Source organism: Phreatobacter cathodiphilus (assembly GCF_003008515.1).
Lineage (GTDB): Bacteria > Pseudomonadota > Alphaproteobacteria > Rhizobiales > Phreatobacteraceae > Phreatobacter > Phreatobacter cathodiphilus.
The window spans coordinates 2970327-2984669 of the sequence record NZ_CP027668.1; the positions used below are offsets into that span (position 1 = coordinate 2970327).

The following is a 14343-nucleotide window of genomic DNA, read 5'->3' on the forward strand; positions in this document are numbered from 1 at the left end:
CACCCATGACATTCCTGTCCGGCAAAGGCCTGAGGCCCGCCGCATTCGCCCTCGCGGCCGCGATCCTGTCCCTGCCGCTCGCGGCGCCCGCCGGCGCCCAGCAGGGCGGCCCCATCCGCATCGGCATTCTCAACGACATGGGCGGCCCCTATTCCGCCATCACCGGTCCGGGCTCCGTCGCCGCCGCCCGCATGGCGGTGCAGGAGCTCGGCGGCACCGTCCTCGGCCGCCCGGTCGAGGTGCTCTCCGCCGACCACCAGCACAAGCCGGACCTCGGCTCCGCGCTCGCGCGCGAGTGGTACGACGTCCAGGGTGTCCGGGCGATCTTCGACATCTATTCCTCCGGCGTCGCCCTCGCCATCCAGAAGGTGGCGCAGGACAAGGACCGGCTGCTCGTCGTCTCCATGGCCTCGTCCAGCCTCATCGGTGGCGCCCAATGCTCCACCCACGGCATGCAGTGGGCCAATGACGGCTACGTCGTCTCCAACCTCACCGTGAAGGGCGCCCACGCCACCGGTGGCAACACCTGGTACTTCCTCACCGTCGACTACGCCGCCGGCCACGGCATCGAGGCCGACGCGACCAAGATGATCGAGGCCGCCGGCGGAAAGGTCCTCGGCGCGGTTCGCTTCCCGCTCGGCACCGCCGACTTCTCGTCCTTCCTCCTGCGCGCCCAGGCCTCGGGCGCCAAGAACATCGGCTTCATCGGCGGCGGCTCCGACATGATCAACTCGGTCAAGCAGGCCGACGAGTTCGGCATCCGCGCCGCCGGCCAGCGCTACGTGCCCTTCTCCATGACCACGGTGGACATCCAGGCGGTGGGCGCCCAGGCGACCCAGGGCATGCCCGTCGTGCTCTCCTACTACTGGGGCGAGAACGCCGAGACGCGCGCCTTCGCCGACCGCTTCAAGCGCGAGGTCGGCCGCCTGCCGACGGACCCCCAGGCCAACGTCTACAGCGCCGTGCGGCACTATCTGCGCGCCGTCGCTGCGGCAGGCACGATCGAGACCGGCCCGGTGCTCGCCAAGATGCGCGAGATGCCGGTGGAGGACGTCTTCACCCGCGGCGCCCGCATCCGCGCCGACGGCCGCCTGATGCGCGAGGTCCTCTACGCCGAGGCCAAGGCTCCGGCCGAGATGCAGAATCCGGAGGATCTCCTCAAGATCGTCCAGCGCGTGCCCGGCGACCAGGCCTTCACGCCGGTGGCCCAGAGCCAGTGCCCGCTGCTGCGCACGCAGTAAGCGACGCCTCCCGACGACAGCACGGGCGCCGGAGCATCCCTCCGGCGCCCGTTTCCGTTCGCCGGACGGCTCACTCCTCCCAGCGCACGACCTCAGCCAGACCCGCGCGCACCGTGCGGTAGCCGTTGACGGGGGCCGCGGTGTCGGCCCGGCCGAAGGAGATGCCGCAGACGACGCGCTGCTCCTCGGCAATCCCGAAATGCGTGCGGATGGCGCCCGCATGAACCGCCAGCGCCGCCTGGGCGATGGTGGCGACCCCATGGGCGGTGGCCGCCGTCATGAAGTTGCTGACATAGGCGCCGCAGTCGAGCGCCCCGTAGGCGCCGAGCGCCTCGTCGGTGGTGACGATGGCCACGTGCGGCGCGTCGAACAGCGCGAAGTTTCGCAAGCTCTGCCGGGCATAGGCGGCCTTGTCGCCGCGCTGTACGCCGACCGCGTCGTAGAGCTGGAAGCCGCAGGCCCGGCGCCGCTCCAGCAGCACGCCGCGATATTCGCGCGGGAAGGGAAAGTCGCTCGTCGGCTCGGCCCCGCTGGACGCGAGCTGGAGCATCAGCGCGCGGAACCGCTCCACCGCGGCACCGCTGGCGATCACCACCTGCCAGGGTTGGGTGTTGTTCCAGGAGGCGGTCTTCTGGGCGGTCGAAAGGATCGCCTCGATCGTCTCCCGCGGGATCGGCTCGGGCAGGAAGGCCCGGCAGGAATGGCGCGCGCCCATCAGGCGGTCGAAAGCTTCGGCGTCGGTCGGCAGGGGGCTGGTCATCGGTCTCGGAGGCTCGTGCGTCGATAGGCCATCGTCTCCGCTCGCCGGCCCTTCCGCCATCCGCCGTTCGGCATGCCGTCGTCGCGGCGGCCGATCACGGCGGAGTGCCTTCCCCTCGCCACGATCGATGGGTTAGAGGAGGATACCGGGGCCGCCGCCGCTGATCCCCATCCGAGACGCACCCCATGACCCTGACCCAGGAAATCCGGGCGCTGGCCGCCGACGCGTTCGCCGTGCTGCGCCACCCCGACGCCCGCGGCGCCGTCCTGCTCTATTCAGCGCTCGCCGCCGTCTTCTTCGTCTATTCCGTCGTCACGGCCGGCATCCTGTGGACGCTGGCCTCGGCGCTCATCGGCATTGCCCTTCTGCCGGCCGTCGAGTTCGTCACCCACAAATACGTCCTGCACTGGCTCGACCTCGCCCGCACCTCGCCCACCGCGCAGTTCTGGAACCGTGTCCACTACGCCCACCACATGGACCCCAAGGACACGCGGGTGATCCTCGCCCACCCGGCGAGCGTCGTGCTTCTCGTGTCGGTGGTGGCGGGCCTCTCCTGGCTCGTCGGCCTCCGGCCGATCGCGCCCGTGATGGCCATCGCCTTCGCCCTCTTCGCCTTCTACGAGATCGTCCATTTCGCCTGCCACATGGATGGCGACATGCGCTCGCGCTATTTCACCGCGCGCCGGCAGGAGCACGCCCTGCACCACTATGTCGACGAGAACCGCAATTTCGGCATCACCAGCGCCATCGCCGACCGCGTGCTCGGCACCCGCATCGTCGACAAGAAGACGCTGACGCGGTCACCCACCGCACGCAACCTCGGCTATACGGGCGAATTCGCCGACCGCTATCCCTACCTCAAGCGCGACGAGACGCCGCCGGCCGGGCGGACCCGCCCCGAGTGATACGCACGCCCTCCGTCGACGTCCTGGTCATCGGGGCCGGCGCCGCCGGCATGATGTGCGCCGTCGAGGCGGGCAAGCGGGGGCGCTCCGTCCTCGTCGTCGATCACGCCGACGCGCCGGGCGAGAAGATCCGCATCTCCGGCGGCGGGCGCTGCAACTTCACCAATCTCGGCTGCTCCCCGAAGAACTTCCTGTCGCAGAACCCGCGCTTCGCCATTTCGGCGCTCGCCCGCTACACCCAGCACGACTTCATCGCCCTGGTCGACCGCCACCGCATCGCCTGGCACGAGAAGACGCTGGGCCAGCTCTTCTGCGACGGCTCGGCGAAGCAGATCATCGCCATGCTGACGGAGGAGATGGAGCGCGCCGGCGCCGTCCTTCGCCTGTCCACGGCCATCGACGACATCGTCCGCACCGAGGAGGGTTTCGACGTCAGGCTGTCGGGCCGGGACGTGCGTTGCACCTCGCTCGTCGTCGCCTCCGGCGGCAAGTCCATTCCGAAGATGGGCGCCACGGGCCTCGCCTACGACATCGCGGAGCGCTTCGGCCTCGCCGTCGTCCCGCCCCGGCCGGCCCTCGTGCCGCTGACCTTCGGCCCCGCCATGCTGGCCCGCCTCTCGCCCCTCGCCGGCATCGCGGTGGAGGAGGCCGAGGTCGGCCACGGCAAGACGCGCTTCCGCGAGGCCGTGCTCTTCACCCATCGCGGCCTGTCGGGGCCCGCCGTGCTGCAGATTTCCAGTTACTGGCGCGACGGCGAGGATATCGTCGTGTCCCTCGCCCCCGGCGTGAACGTGCTCGAGGGCCTGCGCGCCGCCCGCGCCCGCCACGGGCGCCAGGCGGTGCAGACCGTCCTCGCCGAAATCCTCCCCAAGCGCCTCGCCCAGGCGATCGTCGAGGCCGAGGGGATCACCGGCAATCTCGCCGACTGCTCCGACAAGGTGCTCGCCCGCATCGATCAGGCGGTGAGCGCCTGGCGCATCCGCCCCGAGGGCACCGAGGGCTGGCGCACGGCGGAGGTGACCCTCGGCGGCGTCGACACGGCCGGCCTCGACCAGCAGACCATGGCCGCGAAGGCCGTGCCGGGCCTCTTCTTCGTCGGCGAGGCGGTGGACGTCACCGGCTGGCTCGGCGGCTACAATTTCCAGTGGGCCTGGTCGTCGGGCTGGGCGGCGGGACAGGCGGCCTGACGGGGCGCAGCCCCTCTCCGCCTCACGGCCCGTTGCCGTCCCGGTGGACGCACCCTATGGTCCCCCTCCCCTCCGAGGAACGCTGCAAGAAGAACCCGCCATGGCGACCGACAACACGACCGGCCGACGCAACCGCCCGACCATCACGGACCAGGAGGCGCTGGCCTTCCACCAGGTCGGCAAGCCCGGCAAGCTGGAAATCGTCCCGACCAAGCCGATGGCGACGCAGCGCGACCTCTCGCTCGCCTATTCGCCAGGCGTCGCCGTGCCTGTGCTGGCCATCGCCGAGGACCCGGCCCGCGCCTTCGACTACACCACCCGCGGCAACATGGTGGCGGTGATCACCAACGGCACCGCCATTCTCGGCCTCGGCAATCTCGGTGCGCTCGCCTCCAAGCCGGTGATGGAGGGCAAGGCCGTCCTCTTCAAACGCTTCGCCGACGTCGATTCCATCGACCTCGAACTCGACACCGAGGACCCCGACAAGATCATCGAGGCGGTGCGCTATCTCGGCCCCTCCTTCGGCGGCATCAACCTCGAGGACATCAAGGCGCCCGAGTGCTTCATCATCGAGCAGCGCCTGCAGGAGCTCATGGACATCCCGGTGTTCCATGACGACCAGCACGGCACCGCCATCATCGCCGCCGCCGGCCTCATCAACGCCATGGATCTCACCGGCCGCGACATCAAGACCACGCGCCTCGTCGTCAACGGCGCCGGTGCCGCCGGCATCGCCTGCGTCGAACTCCTCAAGGCCATGGGCTTCACGCCCGAGAACGTCATTCTGTGCGACACCAAGGGCACGATCTGGCGCGGCCGGACCGAGGGCATGAACCAGTGGAAGTCCGGCCACGCCGTGACGACCGACGCGCGCACCCTCGCAGAGGCGGTGAAGGGCGCCGACGTCTTCTTCGGCCTGTCCGTGAAGGGCGCCCTCACCCCCGAGATGGTCATGTCCATGGCGCCGAAGCCGATCATCTTCGCCATGGCCAATCCGGACCCGGAGATCACGCCGGAGGAGGTCCATGCGGTGCGCTCCGACGCCATCGTCGCCACCGGCCGCTCCGACTATCCCAACCAGGTCAACAACGTCCTCGGCTTCCCCTTCCTGTTCCGCGGCGCCCTCGACGTGCGCGCCACGCAGATCAACATGGAGATGAAGATCGCCGCCGCGAATGCGCTCGCCGCCCTCGCGCGCGAGGACGTTCCGGACGATGTGGCGGCGGCCTATGGCGGCGGCCGGCCGAAATACGGGCCGGAATACATCATCCCCGTGCCTTTCGACCCGCGCCTGATGATCGCCGTGCCGACTGCCGTCGCCCAGGCCGCCATGGAGACCGGCGTCGCCCGCCGGCCCATCGTCGACATGGCCGGCTACAAGGCCCAGCTCACCGCCCGCCTCAACCCCGTCGCCGGCGTCCTCGCCCGCATCTTCGAACGTGCCCGCCGCACGCCGCGCCGCGTCGTCTTCGCCGAGGGCGAGGAGGAGCAGGTGATCCGCGCCGCCCAGAGCTTCGTCAACCAGGGCCTCGGCACGGCCATCCTCGTCGGCCGCGAGGACCGGGTGCGCGCCACCGCCCAGGCCGCCGGCATCGAGCTGAAGGACGGCATCGAGATCGCCAATGCCCGGCTCTCCACCCGCAATGCCGACTATGCCAGCCAGCTCTACGAGCGGCTGCAGCGCGAGGGCTACCTCTACCGCGACTGCCAGCGCATGGTGAACCAGGACCGCAACGTCTTCGGCGCCGCCATGGTGGAGGCGGGCGACGCCGACGGCATGGTCACCGGCGTCACCCGCAACTATTCCTCCGCCCTCGAGGAGGTGCGGCGCGTCATCGACGTGAAGCCCGGCCACCGGCTCATCGGCGTGTCCATCGTGCTCTCGCGCGGGCGCACGGTGCTGGTCGCCGACACCGCCATCACCGAGATGCCGTCCGCCGCCGACCTCGCCGAGATCGCCATCGAGGCCGCCCATGCGGCGCGCCGCCTCGGCACCGAGCCGCGGGTGGCCCTCCTCGCCTTCTCCACCTTCGGCCAGCCCAAGGGCGAGCGGTCCGAGAAGGTCATAGAGGCGGTGAAGATCCTCGACCAGCGCCGGGTCGACTTCGAGTACGACGGCGAGATGTCCGCCGACGTCGCCCTCAATCCGGAGCTGATGCAGGCCTATCCGTTCTGCCGCCTCACCGGCCCGGCCAACGTCCTGGTCATGCCGGCCTTCCACTCCGCCTCCATCTCCACCAAGATGATGCAGGAGCTGGGCGGCGCCACCGTCATCGGTCCGCTGCTGGTGGGCCTCGACAAGCCGGTGCAGATCGTGCCGCTCGGCGCGCGCGATTCCGACCTCGTCAACATGGCGGCGCTGGCGGCCTACAATATCGGCGGCTGAGGAGGCTCCTCAGCCCATCAGCACGGCGAGCGCAGGGGGACCGCGCTCCGCCCGGATCGGCCGCGGGCCCCACTCGACCAGCGGCGTCCGCTCGATCGCGTCGGCCACCACCGGCGCCTTGTCCGGCGCCACGGGGCGCGAATAGACATAGCCCTGCACCACGTCGCAGCCGAGGTCGCGGAGGACGTCGACTTCGGCGGCCCGCTCGGCCCCCTCTGCCACGACCGACATGCCGAGACCGCGGGAGAGGGCGATGATGCCGCCCAGGAGCTTGCGCTTCTCGGGCTGGGTGGACACGCCGTCCACGAAGGACCTGTCGACCTTGAGCCGGTCGAAGGGCAGCCGCGTGAGATAGCCCAGCGAGGAATAGCCCGAGCCGAAATCGTCCAGAGCCAGGCGAACGCCGAGCCCGGACAGGGCACCGAGCGTCCGGCTGATCTGGTGCTCGCTCTGGTCGACGAAGAGGCTCTCGGTCAGCTCGAGGCACAGAAGATTGGGCGGCAGACCCGTCTCCGCCAGCACCGCCGAGACCGCCGTCTCGAAATCCATGTTCCAGAACTGGGCCGGCGAGACGTTCACGGCGATGGTGCGCGGCGGCAGCCCCTGATCGAGCCAGTCGCGGCCCTGCCGGCAGGCCTCCCGCAGGATCCACAGCCCGAGGTCGACGATGATTCCCGAACTCTCGGCCACCGGAATGAACACGGCGGGCGAGATCGGCCCGCGCTCCCTGTGGGTCCAGCGCAGCAGGGCCTCGAACCCGACGACCCGGCCGGTGGCGAGCTCCACCTGCGGCTGATACTGGGCGTGGAGTTCGTTCTCCTCGATGGCGTGGCGCAGGTCCCGGGCCAGGAGCAGACGCTGCTCCACCGCTTCCGCATAGGCCGGTTCGAACACCATGCAACGGCCGCGCCCCGTCTCCTTGGCCATGCAGAGGGCGAGATCGGCGTTGCGCATCGCCAGCTCGGTCGTCGCGGCGTCCTCCGGCAGCTTGGCGATGCCGACCGTGGCGCCGACGAAGGCCTCGCCGTTGGCGAGGTCGATGGGTCCCGACAGCCGGGCGATGAGGTGCTCGGCCAGCTCCCGCATGTCGTCGCGGATGCTGGGTCGCTCGACCAGCACGGCGAATTCGTCGCCCCCCAGCCTGGCGATGAAGGCCTCGCCGCCGAGTTCGTGCCGCAGCAGGCCGGCCACCCGGCACAGCAGTTCGTCACCGGCGGCATGGCCGAGCGAATCGTTCACCTCCTTGAAGCGGTCGAGGTCGATGAGCAGCAGCGCACCGAACCTGTCCTCCAGCAGGGCTCGCCCCACCATGCTGGTGAGCGAGCGCTTGAACTGCGTGCGGTTGGCGAGCCCGGTGAGCGAGTCGGTGAAGGCGAGTTCCTCGAGCTGGCGCTGCGCCAGCTTGCGTTCGCTGATGTCCTGAACCGTGCCGATCAGGCCGACGACCTTGCCGTCCGCCAGTTCGGCCTTGCAGTTGAGGGCGAAATCGCCCACCCGGCCGTCGGCGCACCGGAACCGGAGATCGGCCGTGGCGGCGCCACCGGTCTTCAACACCTGTTTCTGCAACGCCACGAGCTTTTCGGCGTCGGCCGGCTCGAAATGGGCCAGGACCGCCTCGTGGCGCAGGTCGAAGGTCGCGGGGTCGTAGCCGGTGAGCGCGAAGAGCTCCTCGCTCCAGGCGACTGTGTCGCAGCCCAGCCGGTAGTGCCAGGATCCCATCCGGCCCAGGCGATGCGCCTCGGCCAGGGCGGCGGTGCGGCGGACCAGCAGGTCTTCGGCGACCCGCAGGTCCGTGACGTTGCTCGCCGTGCCGCGATAGCCTTGGAAGGTGCCCTGCTCGTCGAAGACGGGCTTGCCGCTGGACCGGATCGTCGCCTTCTCGCCGCCGGGCCCGATCAGCGTATAGACGAAGTCGCGGAACGGGCGATGGTTCTCCATGTCGGCGCGATGGCGCTCCATGGCCTCGCGGTGCTCCGGCACGACGGGCAGTTCCCAGCGGGCCACCCCGCCGGCTGCGATGGTGCGGATCGCCGAGTTCCGCTCGCTCGGCAGGGCGAGGGGCAGGAAGCGGTGGTCGGGGCCGGTCTGCCAGCACCAGTCGGAGGCCGTGCCGATGAAGTCGGAGAGGCGCTGCTCGCTCTCGGTGACGGAGCGCAGGGCCGCCTGCTCCTCCGAAATGTCGCGCACGATGCCCGATATGCCGGTGATGGCGCCGGAGGCGTCGCGTTCCGCCTCGCCGTGCACCGCGAAGTCGATGGTCTGCCCGAGGGGGTGGAGATACTGGGCATGGACCGAATAGGGCGTTCCGTCCTTCCAGCAGCAGGCGAGGCCCCGCAGCAGTTCCTCCGGCGCGGTGCCGAGAAAGCGGGCGCGGATCTCCGCGACGGGCAGAAAGCCGTCGCGCGTCGCGAGGCCGTACATGTCGGAGAGTTCCGGGGATATCCACAGCGTCGGATGGTCAGGGCCGGCCGAGCGCCAGTAGCCCATGCGGGCGATGGCCATCGCCCGCTTGAGCAGCGCGGCCTCGCGTGCTGAAGATACGGCATCCTGCCGCACTCCGTGGCTCCGCGTCGTTCTCTTCGTCCCGGCCATGCCTTGCGGACCCTACGTCATGTGTCAGGGATTGTCGGGTTTGCGCGTTATCAGTTCGTTACTGATGGACGATTATTGCGCGGTTCAACTGTTACACCGCCGTCACACCGTCTTGCCAAAAGGCCTCCATGTCCGGTCCCTCCCCCATACCCGTCTTCGATATCGGTCAGGTTCTGCTGCGGTGGGACCCGAAGGGCGCCCTGGCCCGGCATTTTCCCGAGACCGCGGCGCTGGAGGCCTTCATGGCCGAGGTCGGTTTCATGGAGTGGCATGCGCACCAGGATGCCGGGCGCCCCGTGGCCGAGGGGGTGGCCGACCATGCGGCGCGCTATCCCCACCACGGTCCCGTCTTCGCCGCCTTCTACGAGGACTGGCTCGAGGCGATCCCCGGCGAGGTGGACGGCACGCGGGCCATATTCGAGGGACTGGCGGCGCGTGGACCGGTCTACGGCATCTCGAACTTCTCGCGCGAGCTCTTCGACCGGACGCTTCCCTCTCACCCGTTCCTGGGGCGGTTCTCCGGTCTCGTCCTCTCCGGCGATGTGGGCATCAACAAGCCCGACCCGCGCATCTATGCCCGGCTCTGCGAGGGATTCGGGCTTCGCCCCGGCGATTGCCTGTTCATCGACGACTCGCAGCGCAACGTCGAGGGCGCGCGCGCCGTCGGCATGGATGCCGTGCTCTTCACCGACGCCCCTTCGCTGTCCCTCGCTCTGCAGGCCCGCGGCCTGTCGTGGTGACCGCCACGTAGCGGTCGATGGCCTCGGCGAGGCGATCGCGGTCGAGCGGCTTCGTCAGGAAGGAATCCATGCCGGCGGCGATGGCCGCGGCCCTGTCCTCGGCGAAGGCATTGGCGGTGAGCGCGACGATCGGCAGCCGCCGACCCTCGCCCTCGCCGGCGCGGATGAGTTTGGCGGCCGACAGGCCGTCGTAGTCCGGCATCTGCATGTCCATCAGCACGAGGTCGATTCCGGCCTGGGGGTCGAGGGCGGTGGCGGCGGCGGCGCGGCCGTCGGTCACCCAGACCGGCCGGTGGCCGAGCTTCTCGACGAGTTTGCGGCAGAGCAGGGCGTTGATGGCGTTGTCCTCGGCGACGAGGATGGTCAGCGAGGGGCCGCCGGCCGCCGACGGGACGTCGTCCGCCGCACCCTCCGCCTCCGGCGCCCCTTCGGCGGGAACTTCGCCCTGCGCCCGCATCTGCATGACGAGCGAGGCTTCCCGCACCGGGGACACCAGCCAGCCGCCGATCCCCTTCTCGCGCCAGGCGGCGATCGCCGGACGCTCTGCCGGGCGCACCAGCAGCACCGTGCGCCGGACCCGGTCCTTCAGGGCGTCGAGGACCGTGGCGACACCGTCGTCGCCCAGCCGGTGATCGATGATCGCCGTGTCGTAGCGGGTATCGGCGGGAACCCCCTCGGGATCGCTGCAGGCCGCCGCGTCGGCGCCGCGCGCCGACAACCGCCGCGTCAGCGCCTCCCGCTCGATCGGCGACGGCGAGACGACGAGCACGGAGAGCCCCGGCAGCCGCTCCTCCGGCTCGACGGCGCCGGAGGCCAGCGTCATGGGCAGACGCACCGTGAAGGTGGCGCCGGCACCGGGCGCCGTGGCGACGGAGAGGGTGCCGCCCATGAGGGCGACGATGCGACGCGAGATGGCAAGGCCGAGGCCCGTGCCTGCGTGGCGGCGGGAGAAGGTCGTCTCGCCCTGCTCGAACTCGCCGAAGATGCGCTCCACGTCGGCGGGAGCGATGCCCGGGCCGGTATCGGCCACGGTGAGGATCAACTGGTCGGCCTCGCGTGCCGCGGCGATGGTGACCCCGCCCGCCTCGGTGAACTTGACCGCATTGCCCGCGAGATTGAGCAGGACCTGGCGCAGCCGGGTAGCGTCCCCCACGAGCCGCGAGGGGACGTCCGGCGCGACGGCGGTGGCGACGTCGAGCCCCTTGGCCTGGGCCCGCGGCCCGAGCAGTTCCGCCGCGCCCTCGATGATCGGCAGGAGGTCGAAGGGCGCCTCGTCGAGATCGAGGCGGCCCGCCTCAATCTTGGAGAAGTCGAGGATCTCGTCGATCAGCGCCAGCAGCGTCTCGCCCGAACCCTTGACCGCCTCGGCATAGGTCCGCTGCTCCGGCGACAGGCCGGTGTCGAGCAGGAGATCCGCCATGCCGAGAATGCCGTTGAGCGGCGTGCGGATCTCGTGGCTCACCGTGGCGAGGAAGCGGGACTTCGCCGCGTTGGCGCTCTCCGCCCGTGCCCGCGACGCGGCCAGCGCCGCCTCGGCCGCCTTGCGGTCGGTGACGTCGCGGCCGACCGACTGCAGCTCCTCCGGACGCCCGTCGCCGTCGAGGACGGCATGGTGACGCCATGCGATCCAGCGCCGGCCGGTGGGGGTGGCGACGAGCTCGTCGATGCTGCGCGATCCGTCGGGCTCTCGCCGCTCGTCGGAGCGGTCGACCACCAGGGGCGTGTCGCCGCGGCCGACGAGCTCCGCCGCAGGCGCGCCGACGAGGTCCCCGAAGGCGCGGTTGGCGAAGGTGATGATGCCGTCGGCGTCGCGCCGGACGATCAGGTCGCCCTGGGCGTCGATCAGGCCGCGGTGGCGCTCCTCGCTCTCGGCGAGTTCGAAGACCCGGTCCGTCAGGGTCTCGACCGTGTCCTCCAGCGCCGCCGTCTTGCGCAGCAGGGCGCGGCGGGCATGGAGCAGGTGAAACAGGGCCGCCGCGAAGGCGACGCCGAGCGCTGCCGCACCACCCGCGACGAGGGCGAAAGCATCCACGGCAAGTCTCCACGCGCCACCCGGCCAAGCCGGCACGACTCTAGGCCGACAGGGTTGACGGGGTGTTACCGCAGGCGGCGCGAGGCCGGGTGCCGCCGCGGCGCGGGAGGGGCGGGCAGGCGCGGCGCCTCAATCCCTGCGCAGTCGGCGGCCGTCGCCGCGCGGGACGGTGCGGCGATCGCGGTGGCCCCGCCGGGACCTGAGGTCAGGCGGCGGCGCGCAGGGCATCGGTGGCGCCGCGGCGGTCCGAGACGGTGCGGCGACCGCGGTGGCTCCGCAGGGACCTGAGGTCAGGCTGCGGCGCGCAGGACATCGGTGGCGCCGCGGCGGCCCGGGACGGTGCGGCGACCGCGGTGGCTCCGCGGGAACCTGAGGTCAGGCTGCGGCGCGCAGGGCATCGGTGGCGCCGCGGCGGCCCGGGACGGTGCGGCGACCGCGGTGGCTCCGCCTGGACCTGAGGTCAGGCGGCGGCGCGCAGGGCATCGGTGGCGCCGCGATAGCTGATGGCCTCCGCAAGATGGACGCGGCGGACGGCGGCGCTGGCGTCGAGATCGGCGATGGTTCGGGCGAGCTTCAGCACCCGGTGATAGCCGCGGGCCGTGAGGCGCAGCGCCTCCGCAGCGTCCCGGAGCAGCGCGAGCCCGGCGGCGTCGGGCGCAGCCACCTCGTCGAGCACGGCCGGCGGCGCATGGGCGTTCAGCCGCACCGGCAGCCCCTGGCTCTCGTAGCGGAGAGCCTGGACCCGCCGCGCCGCAGCAACCCTGAGGCCGATCTCGTTGCTGCCCTCCGCCGGCGCCGGCAGGATGAGGTCGGCGGCGGCGACGGCGGGCACCTCGATCACCATGTCCATCCGATCGATGAGAGGCCCGGAAATCTTCGCCTGGTAATCGGCCATGCAGCGCGGATTGGGCATGCGGGGGCAGGCGAATCCCGGCTCGGTGGCCTTGCCGCAGCGGCACGGATTCATCGCCGCGACGAGCTGGAACCGGGCGGGAAAACTGACGCGCTGGTTCGCCCTGGCGATGACCGCCTCGCCCGATTCGATCGGCTGGCGCAGGCCGTCGAGGACATGGGGCTGGAATTCCGGCAGTTCGTCGAGGAACAGCACCCCGTGATGGGCGAGCGACACCTCGCCCGGGCGCACCCGAAGCCCACCGCCGATCAGGGCCGCCATCGAGGCGGAATGGTGGGGATTGCGGAAGGGCCGGCGCGTCGTCAGCTGGCCGCCTTCCAGCTCCCCGGCCACCGAATGGATCATCGAGACCTCCAGCAGCTCCGCGGCCGTCAACGGCGGCAGGATGGAGGGCATGCGGCTGGCGAGCATGGACTTTCCCGAACCCGGCGGCCCGTTCATCAGCAGCGCGTGGCCTCCCGCCGCCGCGATCTCGAGCGCACGCTTGGCGCTCTCCTGACCCTTGATGTCCCGCAGGTCGGCGAGCGGCGCATCCACGGTCCGGATCCCCGGCATCGGCCGGGAGAGGACCTGCGTGCCGCGGAAATGGTTGGCGAGCTGCACAAGATTGTCCGGCGCCAGCACCTCCACGTCCTCCCCGGCCCAGGCGGCCTCGGGGCCGCAGGCGGCGGGGCAGATGATGCCGAGCCCGAGGGCGTTGGCCGCCATCGCCGCCGGCAGCACCCCCGCCACCGGCGTGATCCGGCCGTCGAGCGCGAGCTCGCCCAGCACCACGAAGCCGCCCAGTGCATCGGGCGGAATGGCACCGATGGCCGCCATCAGGCCCAGCGCGATGGGCAGGTCGAAATGCGAACCCTCCTTCGGCAGGTCCGCCGGCGCCAGATTGACGGTGATCCGCTTCCCCGGCAGCGCCAGCCCGGACGCCACCAGGGCGGAACGGACACGCTCGCGCGCCTCGCTCACCGCCTTGTCGGGCAGGCCGACGATGTTGAAGACGATCTGACCGGAGAGGACATGGACCTGCACGTCCACGGGCTTGGCCTCGATGCCCTCGAATGCCACCGTCGCGACGCGTTGCACCATGGCCCACCCCCCGCAGCCATCCTGCACGAAAGCCGCACCGGAACAATCCGGGAACATACGGATGTTCCATTTTTGTTCGCAGGCAGGCAACGTCGCGAAGCCGTCGTGCGGCACCGCTTCGGGAGCCATCGGGGCAGTCAGTCGTCCCCGCGCCGTGTATCCGCGGTCGTCGTCCCGAGGGTTGCCCAGCCGCCACTCGCCCGCACGTCCGGCAGGTGAGGCCGCAGGTCCGGGTGTCTGAGGATGTAGGCCTTGGCCACGAGATGGGCCGTGACCGGGGCGGTGATGAACAGGAACAGCGTGATCATCAGTTCGTGGAAGGAGGGCATCCCCATGGCGAAGGTGAAATAGACCATCGAGGCGATCAGGAGTGCGCCGATGCCGAGCGTCGTCGCCTTGGTCGGCGCATGCAGCCGCCGCATCATGTCCGGCAGCTTGGCGAGGCCGAAGGAGCCCACGAGCAGGAAAAAGCTGCCCGTGAGAAGGAGTGCGGTCACCAGGAGA

Annotated in this window: 10 protein-coding genes; 5 read left to right on the forward strand and 5 right to left on the reverse strand. The window is 70.8% G+C overall.

Going from position 1 to position 14343, the window contains the following annotated elements; all coding sequences use genetic code 11:
- Nucleotides 1–5: 5 nt before the first annotated feature.
- On the forward strand, nucleotides 6–1241 hold the full coding sequence (locus tag C6569_RS14305; RefSeq protein WP_106749485.1) for an ABC transporter substrate-binding protein: 1236 nt from the start codon (nucleotides 6–8) through the stop codon (nucleotides 1239–1241).
- Nucleotides 1242–1311: 70 nt separating this feature from the next.
- On the opposite strand, the gene C6569_RS14310 is transcribed toward C6569_RS14305, so the two are convergent.
- The gene (locus C6569_RS14310) at nucleotides 1312–2001 is read right to left on the reverse strand and encodes a nitroreductase (protein WP_245898106.1); all 690 of its coding nucleotides are present in this window, start codon (nucleotides 1999–2001) and stop codon (nucleotides 1312–1314) included.
- A 185-nt stretch (nucleotides 2002–2186) separates the two neighbouring features.
- Between C6569_RS14310 and C6569_RS14315 the strand changes: the two genes are divergently transcribed.
- From C6569_RS14315 to C6569_RS14325, 3 genes are all read left to right on the forward strand, one after another.
- Entirely contained in the window at nucleotides 2187–2906 is a 720-nt protein-coding gene (locus C6569_RS14315; RefSeq protein WP_106749486.1) for a sterol desaturase family protein, read from the forward strand.
- 50 nt (nucleotides 2907–2956) lie between these two features.
- Nucleotides 2957–4093: a BaiN/RdsA family NAD(P)/FAD-dependent oxidoreductase gene (locus C6569_RS14320; protein WP_245898345.1), complete on the forward strand. Its 1137-nt coding sequence runs from the start codon at nucleotides 2957–2959 to the stop codon at nucleotides 4091–4093.
- A 100-nt stretch (nucleotides 4094–4193) separates the two neighbouring features.
- Nucleotides 4194–6479, forward strand: a complete 2286-nt coding sequence (locus tag C6569_RS14325; RefSeq protein WP_106749488.1) for an NADP-dependent malic enzyme — start codon at nucleotides 4194–4196, stop codon at nucleotides 6477–6479.
- 9 nt (nucleotides 6480–6488) lie between these two features.
- Here the strand turns inward: C6569_RS14325 and C6569_RS14330 are convergent, their stop codons facing one another.
- The gene (locus tag C6569_RS14330; protein ID WP_245898107.1) at nucleotides 6489–9035 is read right to left on the reverse strand and encodes a sensor domain-containing protein; all 2547 of its coding nucleotides are present in this window, start codon (nucleotides 9033–9035) and stop codon (nucleotides 6489–6491) included.
- 164 nt (nucleotides 9036–9199) lie between these two features.
- Here C6569_RS14330 and C6569_RS14335 point away from each other — a divergent pair, with 164 nt between their 5' ends.
- Nucleotides 9200–9811 (forward strand): HAD family hydrolase, encoded by a 612-nt coding sequence (locus C6569_RS14335; protein ID WP_106749489.1) that lies wholly within the window; start codon nucleotides 9200–9202, stop codon nucleotides 9809–9811.
- On the opposite strand, the gene C6569_RS14340 is transcribed toward C6569_RS14335, so the two are convergent.
- From C6569_RS14340 to C6569_RS14350, 3 genes are all read right to left on the reverse strand, one after another.
- Nucleotides 9756–11843 (reverse strand): PAS domain-containing hybrid sensor histidine kinase/response regulator, encoded by a 2088-nt coding sequence (locus tag C6569_RS14340; RefSeq protein ID WP_181313757.1) that lies wholly within the window; start codon nucleotides 11841–11843, stop codon nucleotides 9756–9758. The two genes, C6569_RS14335 and C6569_RS14340, sit on opposite strands and share 56 nt — an antisense overlap.
- Before the next feature lie 460 nt (nucleotides 11844–12303).
- On the reverse strand, nucleotides 12304–13839 hold the full coding sequence (locus C6569_RS14345; RefSeq protein ID WP_106749491.1) for a YifB family Mg chelatase-like AAA ATPase: 1536 nt from the start codon (nucleotides 13837–13839) through the stop codon (nucleotides 12304–12306).
- A gap of 137 nt (nucleotides 13840–13976) precedes the next feature.
- Nucleotides 13977–14336, reverse strand: coding sequence for a Na+/H+ antiporter subunit G (locus C6569_RS14350; RefSeq protein ID WP_425440676.1), 360 nt, complete (start codon nucleotides 14334–14336; stop codon nucleotides 13977–13979).
- Nucleotides 14337–14343 lie beyond the last annotated feature (7 nt).

Coding starts and splice junctions, on each gene's coding strand:
- C6569_RS14305 (WP_106749485.1), top strand. CDS start 6: ATGACATTCCTGTCCGGCAAAGGCCTGAGGCCCGCCGCATTCGCCCTC.
- C6569_RS14310 (WP_245898106.1), bottom strand. CDS start 2,001: ATGACCAGCCCCCTGCCGACCGACGCCGAAGCTTTCGACCGCCTGATG.
- C6569_RS14315 (WP_106749486.1), top strand. CDS start 2,187: ATGACCCTGACCCAGGAAATCCGGGCGCTGGCCGCCGACGCGTTCGCC.
- C6569_RS14320 (WP_245898345.1), top strand. CDS start 2,957: ATGATGTGCGCCGTCGAGGCGGGCAAGCGGGGGCGCTCCGTCCTCGTC.
- C6569_RS14325 (WP_106749488.1), top strand. CDS start 4,194: ATGGCGACCGACAACACGACCGGCCGACGCAACCGCCCGACCATCACG.
- C6569_RS14335 (WP_106749489.1), top strand. CDS start 9,200: ATGTCCGGTCCCTCCCCCATACCCGTCTTCGATATCGGTCAGGTTCTG.
- C6569_RS14345 (WP_106749491.1), bottom strand. CDS start 13,839: ATGGTGCAACGCGTCGCGACGGTGGCATTCGAGGGCATCGAGGCCAAG.